This window comes from Gluconacetobacter diazotrophicus PA1 5, assembly GCF_000067045.1.
Classification (GTDB): Bacteria; Pseudomonadota; Alphaproteobacteria; order Acetobacterales; family Acetobacteraceae; genus Gluconacetobacter; species Gluconacetobacter diazotrophicus.
In genome coordinates this window covers 399,499-414,234 of sequence record NC_010125.1, presented here as the reverse complement: position 1 = coordinate 414,234, position 14,736 = coordinate 399,499, and the positions used below count along the sequence as shown (strand labels likewise).

General features: G+C 62.8%; 14 protein-coding genes, 3 pseudogenes and 1 other annotated feature. Of the genes and pseudogenes, 4 read left to right on the top strand and 13 right to left on the bottom strand.

The features are described 5' to 3' along the window. Window positions 1-102 precede the first annotated feature (102 nt). Window positions 103-1,029, top strand: coding sequence for a 2-hydroxyacid dehydrogenase (locus tag GDI_RS01930; protein WP_012222766.1), 927 nt, complete (start codon window positions 103-105; stop codon window positions 1,027-1,029). A 42-nt stretch (window positions 1,030-1,071) separates the two neighbouring features. Here the strand turns inward: GDI_RS01930 and GDI_RS01925 are convergent, their stop codons facing one another. The 6 genes and pseudogenes from GDI_RS01925 to istA (GDI_RS01900) form a co-directional block, all read right to left on the bottom strand. Beyond that, complete coding sequence (locus GDI_RS01925) at window positions 1,072-1,896, bottom strand: family 1 encapsulin nanocompartment shell protein (protein ID WP_012222764.1); 825 nt, start codon at window positions 1,894-1,896, stop codon at window positions 1,072-1,074. 1 nt (window position 1,897) lies between these two features. Beyond that, a complete protein-coding gene (locus GDI_RS01920; RefSeq protein WP_012222762.1) occupies window positions 1,898-2,938 on the bottom strand; it encodes a Dyp-type peroxidase in 1,041 nt (346 codons plus the stop codon). A gap of 224 nt (window positions 2,939-3,162) precedes the next feature. Beyond that, a complete protein-coding gene (locus GDI_RS01915; RefSeq protein WP_012553862.1) occupies window positions 3,163-3,744 on the bottom strand; it encodes a TetR/AcrR family transcriptional regulator in 582 nt (193 codons plus the stop codon). Between the two features lie 76 nt (window positions 3,745-3,820). Next, a pseudogene (locus GDI_RS01910) lies at window positions 3,821-4,656 on the bottom strand (IS5-like element ISGdi1 family transposase). Window positions 4,657-4,837: 181 nt separating this feature from the next. Continuing rightward, window positions 4,838-5,617: an IS21-like element ISGdi17 family helper ATPase IstB gene (istB, locus tag GDI_RS01905; RefSeq protein ID WP_012222757.1), complete on the bottom strand. Its 780-nt coding sequence runs from the start codon at window positions 5,615-5,617 to the stop codon at window positions 4,838-4,840. Then, window positions 5,607-6,246 (bottom strand): annotated as a pseudogene (istA, locus tag GDI_RS01900) (IS21-like element ISGdi17 family transposase); the annotation flags it as partial. The gene istB and the pseudogene istA (GDI_RS01900), both read right to left, overlap by 11 nt. Before the next feature lie 44 nt (window positions 6,247-6,290). Here istA (GDI_RS01900) and GDI_RS01890 point away from each other — a divergent pair. Further along, window positions 6,291-7,519, top strand: a protein-coding gene (locus GDI_RS01890) for an IS3-like element ISGdi14 family transposase (RefSeq protein WP_076611705.1) whose coding sequence is annotated in 2 segments (ribosomal slippage) — window positions 6,291-6,579 and window positions 6,579-7,519 — 1,230 coding nt in all. Because the reading frame shifts where the segments join, the coding sequence is not laid out codon by codon here. Further along, window positions 6,572-6,686, top strand: a sequence feature (AL1L pseudoknot). (Overlaps the previous gene by 115 nt.) Window positions 7,520-7,558: 39 nt before the next feature. Here the strand turns inward: GDI_RS01890 and istA (GDI_RS01885) are convergent. After that, window positions 7,559-8,452 (bottom strand): annotated as a pseudogene (istA, locus tag GDI_RS01885) (IS21-like element ISGdi17 family transposase); the annotation flags it as partial. A gap of 337 nt (window positions 8,453-8,789) precedes the next feature. Between istA (GDI_RS01885) and GDI_RS01880 the strand changes: the two are divergent. Together GDI_RS01880 and GDI_RS01875 are read left to right on the top strand one after the other, a co-directional pair. Next, entirely contained in the window at window positions 8,790-9,041 is a 252-nt protein-coding gene (locus GDI_RS01880) for a type II toxin-antitoxin system Phd/YefM family antitoxin (RefSeq protein WP_012222748.1), read from the top strand. A 9-nt stretch (window positions 9,042-9,050) separates the two neighbouring features. Then, entirely contained in the window at window positions 9,051-9,482 is a 432-nt protein-coding gene (locus GDI_RS01875; RefSeq protein WP_012222746.1) for a hypothetical protein, read from the top strand. 11 nt (window positions 9,483-9,493) lie between these two features. Here the strand turns inward: GDI_RS01875 and GDI_RS01870 are convergent, their stop codons facing one another. From GDI_RS01870 to GDI_RS01850, 6 genes are all read right to left on the bottom strand, one after another. Then, on the bottom strand, window positions 9,494-10,051 hold the full coding sequence (locus GDI_RS01870) for a flavin reductase family protein (RefSeq protein WP_012222744.1): 558 nt from the start codon (window positions 10,049-10,051) through the stop codon (window positions 9,494-9,496). Window positions 10,052-10,180: 129 nt separating this feature from the next. Further along, window positions 10,181-11,920, bottom strand: coding sequence for a relaxase/mobilization nuclease domain-containing protein (locus tag GDI_RS01865; protein WP_012222742.1), 1,740 nt, complete (start codon window positions 11,918-11,920; stop codon window positions 10,181-10,183). Continuing rightward, window positions 11,917-12,114, bottom strand: a complete 198-nt coding sequence (locus tag GDI_RS19590; RefSeq protein WP_144880576.1) for a hypothetical protein — start codon at window positions 12,112-12,114, stop codon at window positions 11,917-11,919. Before GDI_RS19590 ends, GDI_RS01865 begins: the two co-directional genes overlap by 4 nt. A gap of 368 nt (window positions 12,115-12,482) precedes the next feature. Then, the gene (locus GDI_RS01860) at window positions 12,483-13,565 is read right to left on the bottom strand and encodes an IS110-like element ISGdi15 family transposase (RefSeq protein ID WP_041249250.1); all 1,083 of its coding nucleotides are present in this window, start codon (window positions 13,563-13,565) and stop codon (window positions 12,483-12,485) included. A 145-nt stretch (window positions 13,566-13,710) separates the two neighbouring features. Then, window positions 13,711-14,382 (bottom strand): lytic transglycosylase domain-containing protein, encoded by a 672-nt coding sequence (locus GDI_RS01855; RefSeq protein ID WP_012222729.1) that lies wholly within the window; start codon window positions 14,380-14,382, stop codon window positions 13,711-13,713. Continuing rightward, window positions 14,379-14,720 carry a DUF736 domain-containing protein gene (locus tag GDI_RS01850; protein ID WP_012222727.1) on the bottom strand — a complete coding sequence of 114 codons (342 nt, stop codon included), beginning with the start codon at window positions 14,718-14,720 and terminating at the stop codon, window positions 14,379-14,381. Before GDI_RS01850 ends, GDI_RS01855 begins: the two co-directional genes overlap by 4 nt. Between the last annotated feature and the right edge of the window lie 16 nt (window positions 14,721-14,736).

Here is a 14,736-nt window from a genome sequence, read left to right as displayed (position 1 = left end):
ATCTGTTCGGGAGCCTTGTGCCGGGTACATGCGACGGCCCAAAACGGATAAAAGCCTTTTTGCTTCTTTTTCTTCAGAAAAAGAAGAAATCAGGAAACTTTCATGTCCTTCGTCATCAAATCCACCCCGGAACGCGCCGCCATCTGGTCCGCCCTGTTCGCGGCCCACATGCCCGACCAGAAGATCGAGATCTGGCCCGATATCGCCGATCCACATTCCGTCGAATTCCTGGCCGCCTGGGTACCGCCCCGGGACCTGGAGCAGACATTTCCCAACCTGAAGGTGCTGTTTTCGGTCGGCGCGGGGGTGGACCAGTTGGACCTGTCCGCCGTGCCGGCCCATGTGCAGGTCGTGCGCATGATCGAATCCGGCCTGACCGACGGCATGGTGGATTACGTGCGGTTCTCGGTCCTCGCCCTGCATCGGGGCATGCTGCGCTACGTGGCGCAGCAGCGCGAGCAGGTGTGGAAAGCGCACCCCTATGTGCCGGCGTCGGCGCTGACCGTGGGCGTGATGGGGCTGGGGCAACTCGGCCTGCCGGTCGTCGAGGCCGTACGGGCGCTGGGCTATGGCTGCCGGGGCTGGGCGCGGAGCCGGCGCGACATCGACGGCATTCCGACCTTCGCCGGGCAGGAGGAACTGGATGCGTTCCTGGGCGGGACGGACATCCTGGTCTGCCTTCTGCCGCTGACCGCCGAGACGACGGGACTTCTGGCCCGGCCGCTTTTCTCGCGCCTGCCGCGCGGCGCGGGGCTGGTCCATTGCGGGCGGGGCAAGCAACTGGTGCTGGACGACCTGATGGCCGCGCTGGATGCCGGGGAACTGGGCGGCGCCGTCGTCGACGTCACCGACCCCGAGCCGCTGCCGCCCGGCCACGCCCTGTGGAACCGGGCGGATGTCCTGATCACCCCCCACACGGCCAGCATCACCCAGGCGGAAACGGGCGGGAAATCCATCCTGGAAAACCTGCAACGCTACCGAAAGGGCGAACCCCTCAAGGGCCTGGTGGACAGGACCATCGGGTACTGACCCGTCATCGGGGCCAGGGCCACAGGCCCTGGCGGGTTCGCGTTACGGGGCCGAGGGCGCTTCGTTCTTCGCAGCTGACAATGCCACGGATGCCTCGGTCGTCAGCAACTGGAACGTAAAGCTCTCCTGAAGGTAAAGCTCCACGGAATCCGCGGAATGGCTGCTGTACCCGATGGAAAAGTCCTGGCCGATATCCAGTTCGAAATCGCCGCCACGGGTGGACAGGACGAAGCCCCCCTCGATCGCCGGGGCCCAGACGATCTTGCCGTCGATCAGGCTCTCGATATGCCGGAAGACGGGATATCCCTCATCGTCGCCGCCGCTCAGCGCGGTATAGACGCCGGCGCCGAGCACCACGGCGTAGGGTCCGTTGACGCCGGCAAGGCGAAGCTGGTTCAGCGCCGCCGCGATGGCCGCCGGATAGTCGCTGGCGGAAGACGGCAGGGCCAGTTTCGGGTTCGAGGTGCCCTCACGAAGGCCCAGGATTCCGGCAGCGGCGTAACCGTCGAATACCGCCCGGTCTTCGGCGAACGCGATTTTCTTCGCGGCGTCCTTCAGGGGTTGCCAGTCCGAATCACCCGCGCCACGCTCCACATCGTCGATCGCGTCCCGCGCCAGCGTGAAGGGCACGCGCAGTTCCACCAGCGGCAGCACGTTGCGCCGGACGGCGCGAATATCGCTTCCGGGTGCGTCGATGCGCTCGACATGGCCGGTGCCGACAGCCGAAAACCCGAATCCCTTCGCCTCCGGCACATCGACCACGCGCCGGGCGGCCAGGTAGCGCTTGAGCGTGCGGGAGGCCTCTTCCTCGATCTGCGCCCATGCGGCTTCAGAAATCGGCGCGAGTTCCCGATGCAGATTGTTCATGTCAGACTTTTTCCTTCAATGAGCCGATTCCGAGCGAGCCGTATGCCGAAGGCGACGGGGGGGCGCTTCCCCCTGCCCCGGACCCGTCCGCAGCACAGCCGGCGGCCGGTGCGTACGGCGGGACACTGTCCAGGAACGTCGCCGTCGGGATGAAGAACAACGTCCCCGTCACCGCACGGCTGACATCGAGCAGGCGGTCGTAATTACCCGGCGGATTGCCGACGAACATGTTTTCGAGCATGCGCTCGATCCGCGAGGGTGCCCGGGCGTAGCCGATGAAATAGGTGCCGAACGCGCCCTTGCCGACCTCGCCGAACGGCATGTTCGCGCGCAGGATCTGCAATTGCTGTCCGTCTTCCTCGATCGTCGTCAGGACATTATGGGCGTAGCTGGGCTTGGCCGCGTCATCCAGTTCGATGTCGGACAGCTTCTTCCGGCCGATGATCTTCTCCTGCACCTCGACCGGGATCATGTTCCATTTCTTCAGGTCGTGAAGATATTTCTGCACGATCACATAGCTGCCGCCGGCGAAGAGAGGGTCCTCGTCCCCGATAATGGTGGCGTCGAAGGCGTCCTGGTTGACCGGGTTTTCGGTGCCGTCGACGAAGCCGAGCAGATCGCGCTCGTCGAAATATTTGAAGCCGTGTATTTCGTCCACGACGGTGGCCGTGCCTTCGAGACGGGCGGTAATCTGCGCCGCGAGTTCGAAGCACAGATCCATGCGCGCGGCACGGATGTGGAACAGCAGGTCGCCCGGGGTGGCCGGCGCGTGATGGACCCCATGGATCTCGCGGAAGGAATGCAGGTCCCGTGGCTTCGGGGCACCGAAAATACGATCCCAGGCGTCCGAACCGATCCCCATCACGCATAACAACTGGCCATCGGGGGCCCGGAAACCAGCCCCGCGGACCAGGGATGAGAGGTCGGCGCACAAATCCCGCACCGCCGCGTCATGTTCGGCGCGCGCGTCCAGCGTGACGACGAATATGATGGCGGCGGATGTCAGCTTGGCATCAACAGGTTGTGGATAAGCTGAGGACAAGCCTGACTTCCCTTATGCTGCATTCGACGGCGCGTATGGTGGACGCCAAATAGAATGCCCCTGATAGCCCGTGATGTAAACTGAGCGGGCCCCGTCTGTGCGGACCACCGCCGGCATCATCTGGCCGCAACCGGCCGCCCCGCCCCCGAACTTGCGCCATTACTTTCTCTCGCGAGCATAACGAGGATGCCGCGCGTCATGCCGGTCCCGCAGTGCCTTCCCCGTCACATCCGACGCACCAGCGGCAGGAAGATGTCGTCGACGATTTCGCGGATCGCATCCTCCGACAGGGGCTGAAAGGTCATCATCATCTCGTGGCGGGCGAGGTCGAGCGGAAGCGACGCGATCCGGGGTGTAAGACGGGCGGGATCGATCTCGCCCCGTTCGATGGCCCGGCCGATGACGGCATGAAATTGGCTGCCATCTACGATGCGCGCCCGTATGTCGGCGAAGCTCGACCGCTCGGCGACAAGATCCTTCTGCATGTCGAAGAACAGTTGCAGGTCTCGGGACCCGGCGCGATCCGACATGCACCGGAGAAGCAGACGGAGTTCGTCGCGCAGACTGCCCATATCCGGAATGACGATATTCGCTCGCGCGAATTGCTGTGCGAGTGCGGCCGTCGCGAGCGCCGTGCGGCTCGGCCAACGCCGGTGCAGTACCGGACGGCTGGTTTCCGCACGGCGGGCGACGTTCTCCATCGTCAGTCCCTCATAACCGCGCTCCATTACTTCAGCCCAGGCGGCCTCAAGGATCGCCTCTTCCAGCGCCGCACCGCGTCGACGTGTCCGCCCTCGAACTCTCATGGCACTCCATTAAGATACATTGCGAATCTTATTGCCTCTCCTCGCGCGCCCTATAAGAGCCCGATCCGAAAGTTCTTCAACCGTGACAATGCCTTGCTGTCCGTCGTGTGAGCATTCGGATCGAGGCGATCAATGTCCATGCGGTTGAGGAAGCCATGGATTTGTTCCCAGTCTTTGGCGAGCCGCTGCACGTCCCAGCCATGCGAATGTCCCGTCAACCACCCAGCGGCGCGGCAGGATCTGAAAGCCCTTCGCCGTATCGGACCGCCTGATGATTTCAAGGGTCCATTTTCCCATGGAGGCGAGCGCGGATCGCAATTTGTCGCCAGCATAGCCGCCATCAGCGAAGATGTGGCGCAGCCAGGGAAAGCGCCTGCGTATCGCTGCCAGGACATCAACAGCCCCATCACGGTCCTGGATGTCGGCGGCATGAACGAGGAGAAAGATCAGGAAGCCGCAGGTATCCGTCACAATATGGCGCTTGCGGCCCTTGACCTTCTTCCCCGCGTCATAGCCCGAAAGCCCGCCACTTTCCGTGGTTTTCACCGACTGGCTGTCAATCACGCCCGCGCTCGGAGAGGCTTCACGCCCCTCGATCTCGCGCAGGCTCATGACCAGCACCGTATTCATGACTTCGAACACTCCGGCACCACGCCAGGCGTAAAAATAGCGCCTGACGGTCGAGACCGGCGGAAAGCATTTCGGCAGCAGGCGCCACGCACACCCGGCCGAGGCTATGTAGAGCATCGCGTTGACCACCTCGCGCATATCCGTAGTGCGGGGGCGACCGCCCCGTTTCGCCGGGGGTACAAATGGCATGATCAAAGCCCACTCCCCGTCCGTCATATCCGATGGATATCGCAACCCTTCCCGGCTATGTTCACGTCGGGCAATACCAGTCCATGTCACCATTCACTCCATCTCTTCGCAAAGACGGATGAATCACAACAGGCTGGTATTGTTCAAAAACTTTCGGATCGAGCTCTAAGATGCGCGAGGAGTCTTATTGTTAATTTCTGCTGAGATTTGACCCTGGGTTTTCATCGAGAACTGACCCGGCCTTTGGTTATCTCTGCTATGTTTTATGGGCTGGTCAAGCGGTTGCCTTTTCCTTCCGGTTCCTGGGGGCGGCGGAGCTTGCGCGGAACCGGTAGCTGTCATTTCCGGTTTCGAGGATATGACAGTGGTGGGTAAGGCGATCGAGCAGGGCTGTCGTCATTTTGGGATCACCGAAGACTTCGCCCCATTCGCTGAAGCTCAGATTGGTGGTGATGATGACGCTGGTGCGCTCGTAGAGACGGCTGAGGAGATGGAACAGCAGGGCACCGCCTGATGCGCTGAACGGCAAATAGCCAAGTTCGTCCAGGATCACGAGATCGAGGCGCAGGAGACGTTCCGCGATCTGTCCTGCGCGATTGGCGGTTTTTTCCTGTTCGAGGGCGTTGACGAGGTCGACCGTGGACCAGAACCGTATCTTCTTGCGGTGATGTTCGATCGCCTGCACGGCAAGTGCGGTGGCCAGATGGGTCTTGCCGGTTCCTGGTCCACCAATGAGGACGACGTTGTCGGCACGGTCGATGAAATCCCCGGCATGGAGTTGACGGACCATGGCCTCGTTGACCTCGGCGGCCGAGAAATCGAACCCTGCCAAATCTTTGTAGGCCGGGAACCTGGCAGTCTTGGTTTGATAGGCGATGGAGCGCACCTCTCGCTCGGCGAGTTCCGCCTTCAAAAGCTGGAAGAGGACGGGGATGGCGGCCTCGAATGCCGGCGCACCCTGTTCGGTCAGTTCGGCCGTGGCCTGGGCCATGCCATACATCCGCAGGCCGCGCAGCATGACGACGAGGGCACCGGCCGCGGGATCATGACGCATGACGGGCCTCCCCGCGCAGGGCGTCATACCGTCCGGTATCGGCCTGAGGCTCGCGTTCGAGCACCAATGCCTGCGGCGCGTCGAGCCTGGGTGCTCCTGTTTTCTTGGCGTCCGTCAGACGATGCAACGTATTGAGGACGTGTGTCTTGGTGGCTACTCCCTCCTCGAGCGCGAGTTCAACCGCGCAAAGCACGGCCTGCTCATCATGCTGCAGCACCAGGGCGAGGATCTCGACCATTTCCCGGTCGCCGCCCGTGCGCCGGAGGAGGTGCGTCTGCAGCGTCCGGAACGCCTCGGGCAATTCAGAGAAGGGCGCGCCATTGCGCAAGGCCCCGGGTTTGCGCTGGAGCACCGCCAGGTAATGCCGCCAGTCATAGATCGTGAGACCGGGCACGCCGTGGGACCGCTCGACGATCCGGGGATGTTCTGCATAGTATCCGTCCCTCGGCCGCGATCACCAACCGGTCGGGATAGACGCGCAGGCTGACCGGCCGATTGGCAAAAGACGGCGGGCACACTGTAGCGGTTGCTTTCGAACTGCACGAGGCAAGTCGCGAAACCCGTTTGGTATGTTCGACGAACCCGTCGAACGGGCGCCCTGGAACCATCAGGTGAGGCACTTCTGAAGCGTCCCGGGTTTCCCGGAGGCTCCTATCTGTGAGAAGGAGCTATGATGAACACGATGAGCCAGAGATTTTCGCCTGAGGTCCGTGAGCGTGCGGTCCGTATGGTTGGGGAGCATCGGGCCGATTACGGGTCGGAATGGGCTGCGATGACATCGATTGCTGCCAAGATCGGTTGCACGGCGGAGACCTTGCGCCGCTGGTGCCGCGATGAGGCCAGGCGGCGAGCGGGACCGGCGGGGCAAGCTGGTGACGAACGCGTTCGGCTCAAGGAACTTGAGCGCGAGGTCAAGGAGTTGCGCCGCGCCAACGAGATCCTGCGCAAGGCATCGGCGTATTTTGCGATGGCGGAGCTCGACCGCCGCGGGAAATGATGATGGCGTTCATCGACGCCCATCGCGAGGACTTGGGTATCGAGCCGATCTGCCGCGAACTGGCGATTGCCCCATCCTCCTATCACGAACATGCTGTCCGTCTGGCGGACCCCGCCAGGCGGCCTGCGCGTGCCCGGCGCGACGACGAACTGAAGGACGAGATCAAGCGGGTATATGACGCCAGTTCAAAGCTCTACGGGACGCGCAAAGTCTGGCATCAGATGCGCCGTGAAGGCATTGAGGTGGCCAAATGCACCGTGGAACGCCTGATGCGTGCCATGGGCCTAGCCGGCATTCGGCGAGGGAAGAGGACGGTCACGACCATCAGCAATCCCAAGGCTCCGTGCCCGCTGGACAAGGTGAACCGCGCATTCCGCGTGAGCCGGCCGAATGCCCTGTGGGTGGTCGATTTCACCTACGTCCACACATGGGCCGGCTTCGTCTATGTCGCCTTCGTGATCGACGCCTATGCCCGGCGCATCGTCGGCTGGAAGGTCAGCACGTCAGCCACCGCCGGCTTCGTGCTGGACGCCCTGGAGCAGGCGATCCATGCCCGCAGGCCCGGACCCGAGGATGGCTTGATCCACCATAGTGACAGGGGCGTCCAATACCTCGCCATGAATTACACCCAGCGCCTGGCCGAGGCCGATCTGGTACCCTCGGTCGGCAGCGTCGGGGACTCCTATGACAATGCCCTGGCCGAGACCATCAACGGCCTCTACAAGGCCGAGGTCATCTGGCGGCAGCCTTCCTGGCCGACCGTATCGGCCGTGGAAATGGCAACATTGCGCTGGGTCGATTGGTTCAATAACCATCGCCTCTTTGGCCCCATCGGCTATATCCCACCCGCCGAGGCCGAAGCCAACTACTATGCAGCCCTCGAGATCATCGATATGGCTGCGTGACTCAAACCAAATGGCCTCCGGGAAACCCGGGACGCTTCATTCCGCCGCATGGGCCTCGGCGAGGCTGCCGGGCAATTCGACATGCCTCAAGATAGTCCAACGTTCCCGGCAACGCGCCTCGAGCCAGACGTTCAGGGAGGCCAGATCAGGAAAATGCGGCATCTCCTGCCAGATCTGCCGCCGGGCGTCCTGGACGGTCTTCTCGATTTGACCTTTCTCCCAACCCGCTGCCGGATTGCAGAACTCCGCCTCGAACAGATAATGGCTCACCAGGGCCGAAAAACGCAGATTGACCTGGCGGACCTTGCCGGGCCCAACCCGGTCCACGGCGGTTTTCATATTGTCAAAAATACCTCGACGCGCAACCCCGCCCAAAACGCGAAAGGCTTCCGTCAGCGCGTCGAACAGCATCTCGTGAGTCTGGAGCGGATACGCCCGCAGAATGAAGGCCCGGCTGTAGGACAGCTTGGTGTGGGCGACCTGCAGCTTGACGCGCCGCCCTCCGATCACCGCCCAGTCCTCTCCCCAGTCGAACTGGAAGGCCTCTCCGGGTTGAAAGCGCAGCGGAACGAACACGCCGCGTCCCGTCGTCTGCCGCGCCCTTTGCTGTTCCGCCTTCCAGTTCCGGATAAAGGCCGCAACCCGTCCATACGATCCGTCATAACCCAGCGCTACAAGGTCCGCATGCAGGCGCCGCCCCGTGCGGCGCTGCTTGCGCGACTTTGACGTCTCCAGAGCAAGCCAGGTCGCCAGTTTCTCCGCAAACGGGTCCAGCCGGCTCGGGCGCCCGGCAACCTTGAACTGCGGCTCAACCGTCTCCGCCCGGAGATACTTGCGGATCGTGTTGCGCGACAATCGCGTCCGACGCTCAATCTCGCGGATCGGTACATGATCCCGGTAATGCCACCGCCGGATCACACTCAACAATTCCATGCTGATCACTCCTTTAACCCCCGGACAGTTGCTCCGGGGAAGTGTCAGACACGGGTCAATTCTCAATGAAAATTTCCGCCCCTACAGGGTCAGTTCTCGCTGGAAATCAACACCTGTCCCCATTGGATGCGTGTTCCCGGCTGATCCATCGATCCCTCCCCTTGTCATGAGAGACAGCGAAGAACCGGGATTTTCCCGCATGCAAGCATGATCCGGCACCCATCGTACCAGAGCGGGCTGGAGCGAAGAAATACTTGCGCGTTGCGGAATCCGGTCTTGCACGCCCGACCAGGAATCCGTATCTTACGGAAGATAGATAAAAAGGAAGGATGCTTCCATGTCCACGACCGTGACCTCATCCGACGTGCAGAAGAATTTCGGCGCCTATCATGACCGTGCGCTCACCGAACCGGTGAAGGTCACGAAGTATGGTCGGGAGACGGTTTATATCGTCTCGGCCCAGACCTTTCACGCATTGAAACAGGCCCAGCGCGAAGCCATCGCCGCGACTGATCTCAACGATCATGAGATTGCCCTGATCGAAGCTGCGGAGATCCCCGAGGAACACCGCTACACTGTCGGTCAGTAAGCGCGCATCGTGCCCATTCCCGAGCCGACGCCTGGCCTGGTCATCTCGTATTCCTATCTCTGGCATGACCAGCACCGCGCTGGCGCCGAGGAAGGCCGGAAAGCCCGGCCCTGTGCCATTGTGGTTGCTGCCGCCGATGCCGATGGCGACTGCCAGGTTTATGTCGTGCCGATCACCCATTCCCAACCGGACGACCCACATGCGGTAGCACTCCCTGCAAACGTCAAACGACGCCTTGGGCTGGATGACGAACCGTCATGGATCATAACCGCCGAACTCAACCGCTTCGTGTGGCCCGGCTATGATCTGCGGCCCATCTCACGCAATCAACCCGACTGTTTCGCCTGGGGCTTCCTTCCGGTGGACATATTCGCGGCGGTCAAGCGAGGGATCGTCGCCCACCAGAAGGGTCGAAGCCTGCGGCAGACCCCACGGGAATGATCATCTGGGGATTACGATTTACGTGTGAGGACACTCGGCGGCAGTTTCGGGCGCATCATCGTGCGCCGATCCAGCACCGGCCCGTCGGTCACAAAGGTGCCATCGCCAATGGCATGCAGGGGAGACCGATCCGCGCGATGCGGATCGGCATGCGCGACGATCCCTTCAAGAATGACAATGCCATACGGCTCGATGATGTCGACGACGCGACATTCGATGTTCGCCAGACACTCAGTCAGAAGCGGCGCTTTCACATTGTCAGCCTTGCGACGGGCAAGACCGAATTTCTCGAACTTGTCCGTGTCCTTGCCAGAGCAGAGACCGATCCCCACCACTGTATCGAGCATGTCTGCGGACGGGATGGCGATCACACATTCACGCGTCTTCCCGATCGCCTTCCATGAGTAATTCCATGGACCAGTGGTAATCGCGAAACGCGAATCGAAATCCAGCACCATGGTCCAGGTGATGGTCATGATGTTGTCGCGCCCCCCGTCATGCGTGGTCACGAGCGTTACCGGCCCGGATTCCAGAAAGGTAAAAGCCCGATCAAGGGGAAACGGCTGCATGGCAGTCTCCGTTCGGTTGTCGCCGACCCAGAACTGGTAGCACGGCTACTGCGCGCTCTGCATTGCGCTGCGTCAACAGTATCATGAAGAACAGGAAGCGCGTGCGAAGAAAAATCAGAGCATCAGACTTTACAGCCCAAGCCCCCGTTTCCGCGCGAACGACCAGTCGATCCCGCCATCGCCGCGCATGATGCCCGACACCTCCCGGCCGCGCTGTTTTTCCAGCGACGGCGACCACGGCACCAACTCGAAGCCCAGCCCGTCGTCGATCATGGCGAACCGGCCCGACGCCAGGTTGAAACGCTGACGGTAGGTGCCGGTAACGGGATCGCCCTCCCCGCTCCTCCGAAACGGCATCCCCGACTTCCCGGCAAGGCTCTGGCCCAGCGTCTTCAACTCCCGCTGGCGCAGTGTGGCGATCAGGTTCCGGGCATAACGGATGCTCCCGCCGTCGCGGCTGGCCAGCTCCTGCTCCATCAGATGATCCGCCCGCTTTTCCATCGCCTCTTTGACATCGGCGCCGAACCCGGTGGACGCCAGAGGGAGAGGCTCCCGTGCGATCACCTGCCGGTCGAGCCAGGTCGAGCCCTCCGCCGTCACCTGCCGCTCCAGCGTGAAATCCGAACGCACGGCCAGCGCGACACGATCACGTCCCTGTTTGTCGGTGAAACGCCGCAATTCCACGATCGAACCGACCGATCCATCGCCAGCGGCTTCGAGGTGCGGCAGGCGGACATGGTGCGTGCGCCCATCAATCCCGTCGATCACCGCATAGGCCGTGCCGCGCAGCTCATCATCAAGGCCACGATCGACCAGCCGACCGATCACGGGATCGGTAGTATCCTCTCCCGCCAGCACCCAGGATGATGCGGCACGGTCGATCTTCTGCTCCGCCAGCCCTCGGTGGATGCGTTTGATGATGTCGTTACGCTCGCTGATCTCCCGAAGCGTCGCCTCCGCGCTCTCGTCCATCCGCCAGCGATCCGGCCCGACCTGATGTGCCAGCCCCATGGTTTCCAGACGGCGAAGACGACCCTGCTTCACCGTCGCGAAGGCGTCCGGTGTTTCGCCCGGTGTGCGCCCGAGATCAATGGCGCCGTCCGCTCCGGCGTCCTTCTGAAGCTGGCGGTCAAGCTGGGTCCAGCGGTCGGCGTTCACCTGCCGCTCGACCGCCTGATGGATGTCGTGATCCGTGCGCGGCCCGAGTTCCAACGTCACGAGATCCTGGGCACGGGCGCGCATCCCCTCGCGGATATAATCACGCGCGATCACCAGCTCAGAGCCATCCTCCGCCACGCCCCGCACGATGACGTGCAGATGGGGATGCGCTGTGTTCCAGTGATCGACGGCGACCCAGTCGAGTTTCGTGCCGAGATCGGACTCCATCTGCCCCATCAGATCCCGTGCGAAAGCCCGCAGGTCCGACATCTCCGGCGCATCCTCTGGCGAGACGATGAAGCGGAAATGATGACGATCACCGTCGCAGCGTTCGGCGAAGTCCGAGGCGCGGATGTCGTCGCTGTCCTTGCCGAACAGGCGCGCATCCTCTTCGTCCCGCGTTACCCCCTCCCGACGCAGGTAACGGAGATGCGCTGCCAGCGGTGTGGCACGCGGGGCATGCCGCACGACGCGGGCCTTGATGACGACGCCCCGCGAGCGGCTGGTCAGCAGGCGATTGGCCGCATGGGCGGCAGCCCAGCCACGGCCGAAACTGGAGCGCCGGCCAGAGGTGATTTTCCCTGCGCGCGAGACCCGGCCACCAGCCCGCTGCACGGACGCCAGCACCTGTGTCACGAAGGGGCGCGCCTGACGGGCACGGGTGGAGCGGATGCGACCAGGCCTGACCCGGAATTCCTCGTCCCTGTTCATGAAAACTGCCCTGCACCGCGCGAAAGATCGCGCCGGATCAAAGAGATGACACTTAGATGCGAGGTGCGGAGTTTCCACGCACCTCGCCACAAGACTTCAAAAATCCCGGAAAACAGCCACCCCAACCGAGCCGCGATGTGCGGCCTTTTATCCAGCCCTCTTAATCGGGCGGGTTTTTTGGTCAAGTTTTTCATTCTTCGTTTTCCTTTAGCTTCCTTTCACGATCACAGTTCTGCTCCTGGACTGGCATCTCGGCCCTGACTGAGGGTTCGTGGCACGCCGTGCACTCTTCCGCGCTCAGCGACGACTGATATGCCGCCCCATCCGTGGATGGGCGGCCGGCCTTTCGTCGTGGCGCATTTTGCCATCGGATTCACGGGGCAGCATCACAGGCACTCGAGCGGAGTCCCACGAGGCGTTCACCTGCGCGTGCTCCAGGCAAGATATCGTGCTTCCCGTCGTCCTCGACTGCACCCTTCCCCATCCGCCTTGGCGGATCTCCCTGTTCAGAACGCCGCGGTCATCCCGACACGCGGCGGAACATTCCTTTGCAGCTGGACACTCACGCGAGCGCCCGCGGCAATTTGCGGTTCTTGCAAGCGATATGACGGGCCCGCTCTTCGGGATCGACGGCCGGACCGCCGTCATAGACCGTTCCGTCGAGCCACATGGCATGCATGATCACGGCCATCTTGCGCGCCACGGCGACCGCCGCCTTGCGATGGCAGGACCGTTTCGCCAGTTCCAGGCCCCAGGTCCGCAGCTTGTCGCGCCCCTTGAAACGCGTCAGCAGGACCGACGCCGCTTCATAGAGGGACCGCCGCACCTCCGGATCGCCGGCCTTGCTGATGCGTCCCTGCACATCGATGCTGGTACCCGACTGCCAGCGCCGCGACGTCAGGCCGAAATACGCCGCGACGTCGCGCGAGCGCCGGAAGCGCGACGGATCGTCGATCGCCGTCATCACGCCAAGCGCGGTCACCGGCCCCACCCCCGGAATGGCCATGAACCGCCGGCACACCTCGTCACCCGCGACGATCCGCACCACCAGCTTGTGCAGCCGGGTATATTCTTCCCAGAGCACGGCCTTCGCCCGCAGCATCGCCTCCATGAGATCGCGGGTCAGCGCGTCCTGCGCCACGGCCTCGCGAACGGCGGTGTCGAAGCGCGCCCGCGAGACCGTGCCCAGGCGGATACCGAACGCCTTGAGCGAATGGCGGATCGTATTCTCGAGATCCATGAATTTGCGCTTGAGCGTGCTGCGCTGGGTCAGGATCAGACGCAGCCGATAGCTTGCTTCGCTCTTGATATGGGCCGTCCGGAACCAGCCGGTGCGCACGATATGCGCGATCCCCAGCGCGTCCGCCTTGTCGGTCTTGTTGCGCTGCGCCGACATCGCCGCCCGCACGTGTTTCGTCTCCAGGCAGACCGCCGGCAGGCCCAGCGCCAGCATCTCCGGATGCAGCCAGGGCGACAGGGAACCTGCCTCGTGACCCATACGGCGCAGGCGCGGCAGGAACGGCTTCACGGCATCCCTGAGCGCAGCCGGGTCCGTGGCCACCGTCGTTTCCAGATGCACGGTGCCCTGCTCGTCCACCACACAGACCGCCGTTTCGTCGATCGACACATCGAGACCGCAAAAGATTCCATCGCACGCCTCCCGCGCTGCTGTTTCACCGCGGCAACTCTACCTTCTTTCCGGCCCGGGAGACCGCCAATCGACGACGACCGCTCAGGCCCGATTACGGCTGGCACTAACTTTTTCTGTCCTTTTCCGGGGTTTTCGTGATTCACTTCGCCTGCGTCGAACCCCCTCCCGGCACGCTACGGACATGCCCTGCAAAGAGCACGGACGGAGTGAAAATCCCCTGCCCGGATCGGCTTAAAAAAATGCTTCGGGATGACGATGGAAACGCACTTTCGCTGCCGGAAATGAAGAGTGTGGCGGCGGCCCAGTCACGCGCTGGAGTGATGGAAAAATGCACGCTGAACGACGGGTCATCGATCAGCCGGGCGACAGACGCGACATAGGACACCGTCTCGCCAGGCAATGGTCGGCCAGTCGCCAGATGGTCGTCGTAACGGGCGGGTCCGGCATTGTAGGCGGCGAGAAAACCCGCATCGCCATAACGGTCGTGCAGCCATCGCAGATAGGCTGCCCCTGCCGCGATATTGTCATGCGGATCGAAGGGATCGGCACCGAGATTGAGCGTGCGCCGGACATCCTTCCACGTGCCCGGCATGAGCTGCATCAGACCCATCGCACCGGCACCGGAAACCGCGTGCGGATCGCCAGCGCTTTCAGCCCGCAGAACCGCCCGCACCCACGTCGCCGGGATCGCATTTTGCTTCGCTGCCTGACGCACGAGATTGTCCCAATCCTGCGCCTGGACCGGGACGGGCGAGAGCAGCAGCGCGAGCATGGCCAGCACGCCGACGGACATGAAAAACCGGCGCCTCATTCCCGACCTCCCGGACGTTTTACGGACCGGTTCCAGACCAGTTGCCACTCGCGTCCACCGCGTCCCGTCTGGAACAGCGTGGCCCGGACCGGTTGCATGAACGAAGGGTCATCCAGCACGATGGAAATATACTCGCCAGCACGCTCCCCGGTGCGGGTCCACCCGGCACCGATCTCCGGTCCGGAATCCCCGTCACCGAGATGGATGCGATAATCCGGCGCATGCTCCGCGCCGTTGTTTTCCGCAGGCACGCAGGTCAGTTCGGCATCCAGCGACAGGGTGCGTACCCGTCCGGCGAAACCGTCCGATGTGCGGGTGAAAAATCCGATCTGGCTCATGAGAGAAATTCTTTCA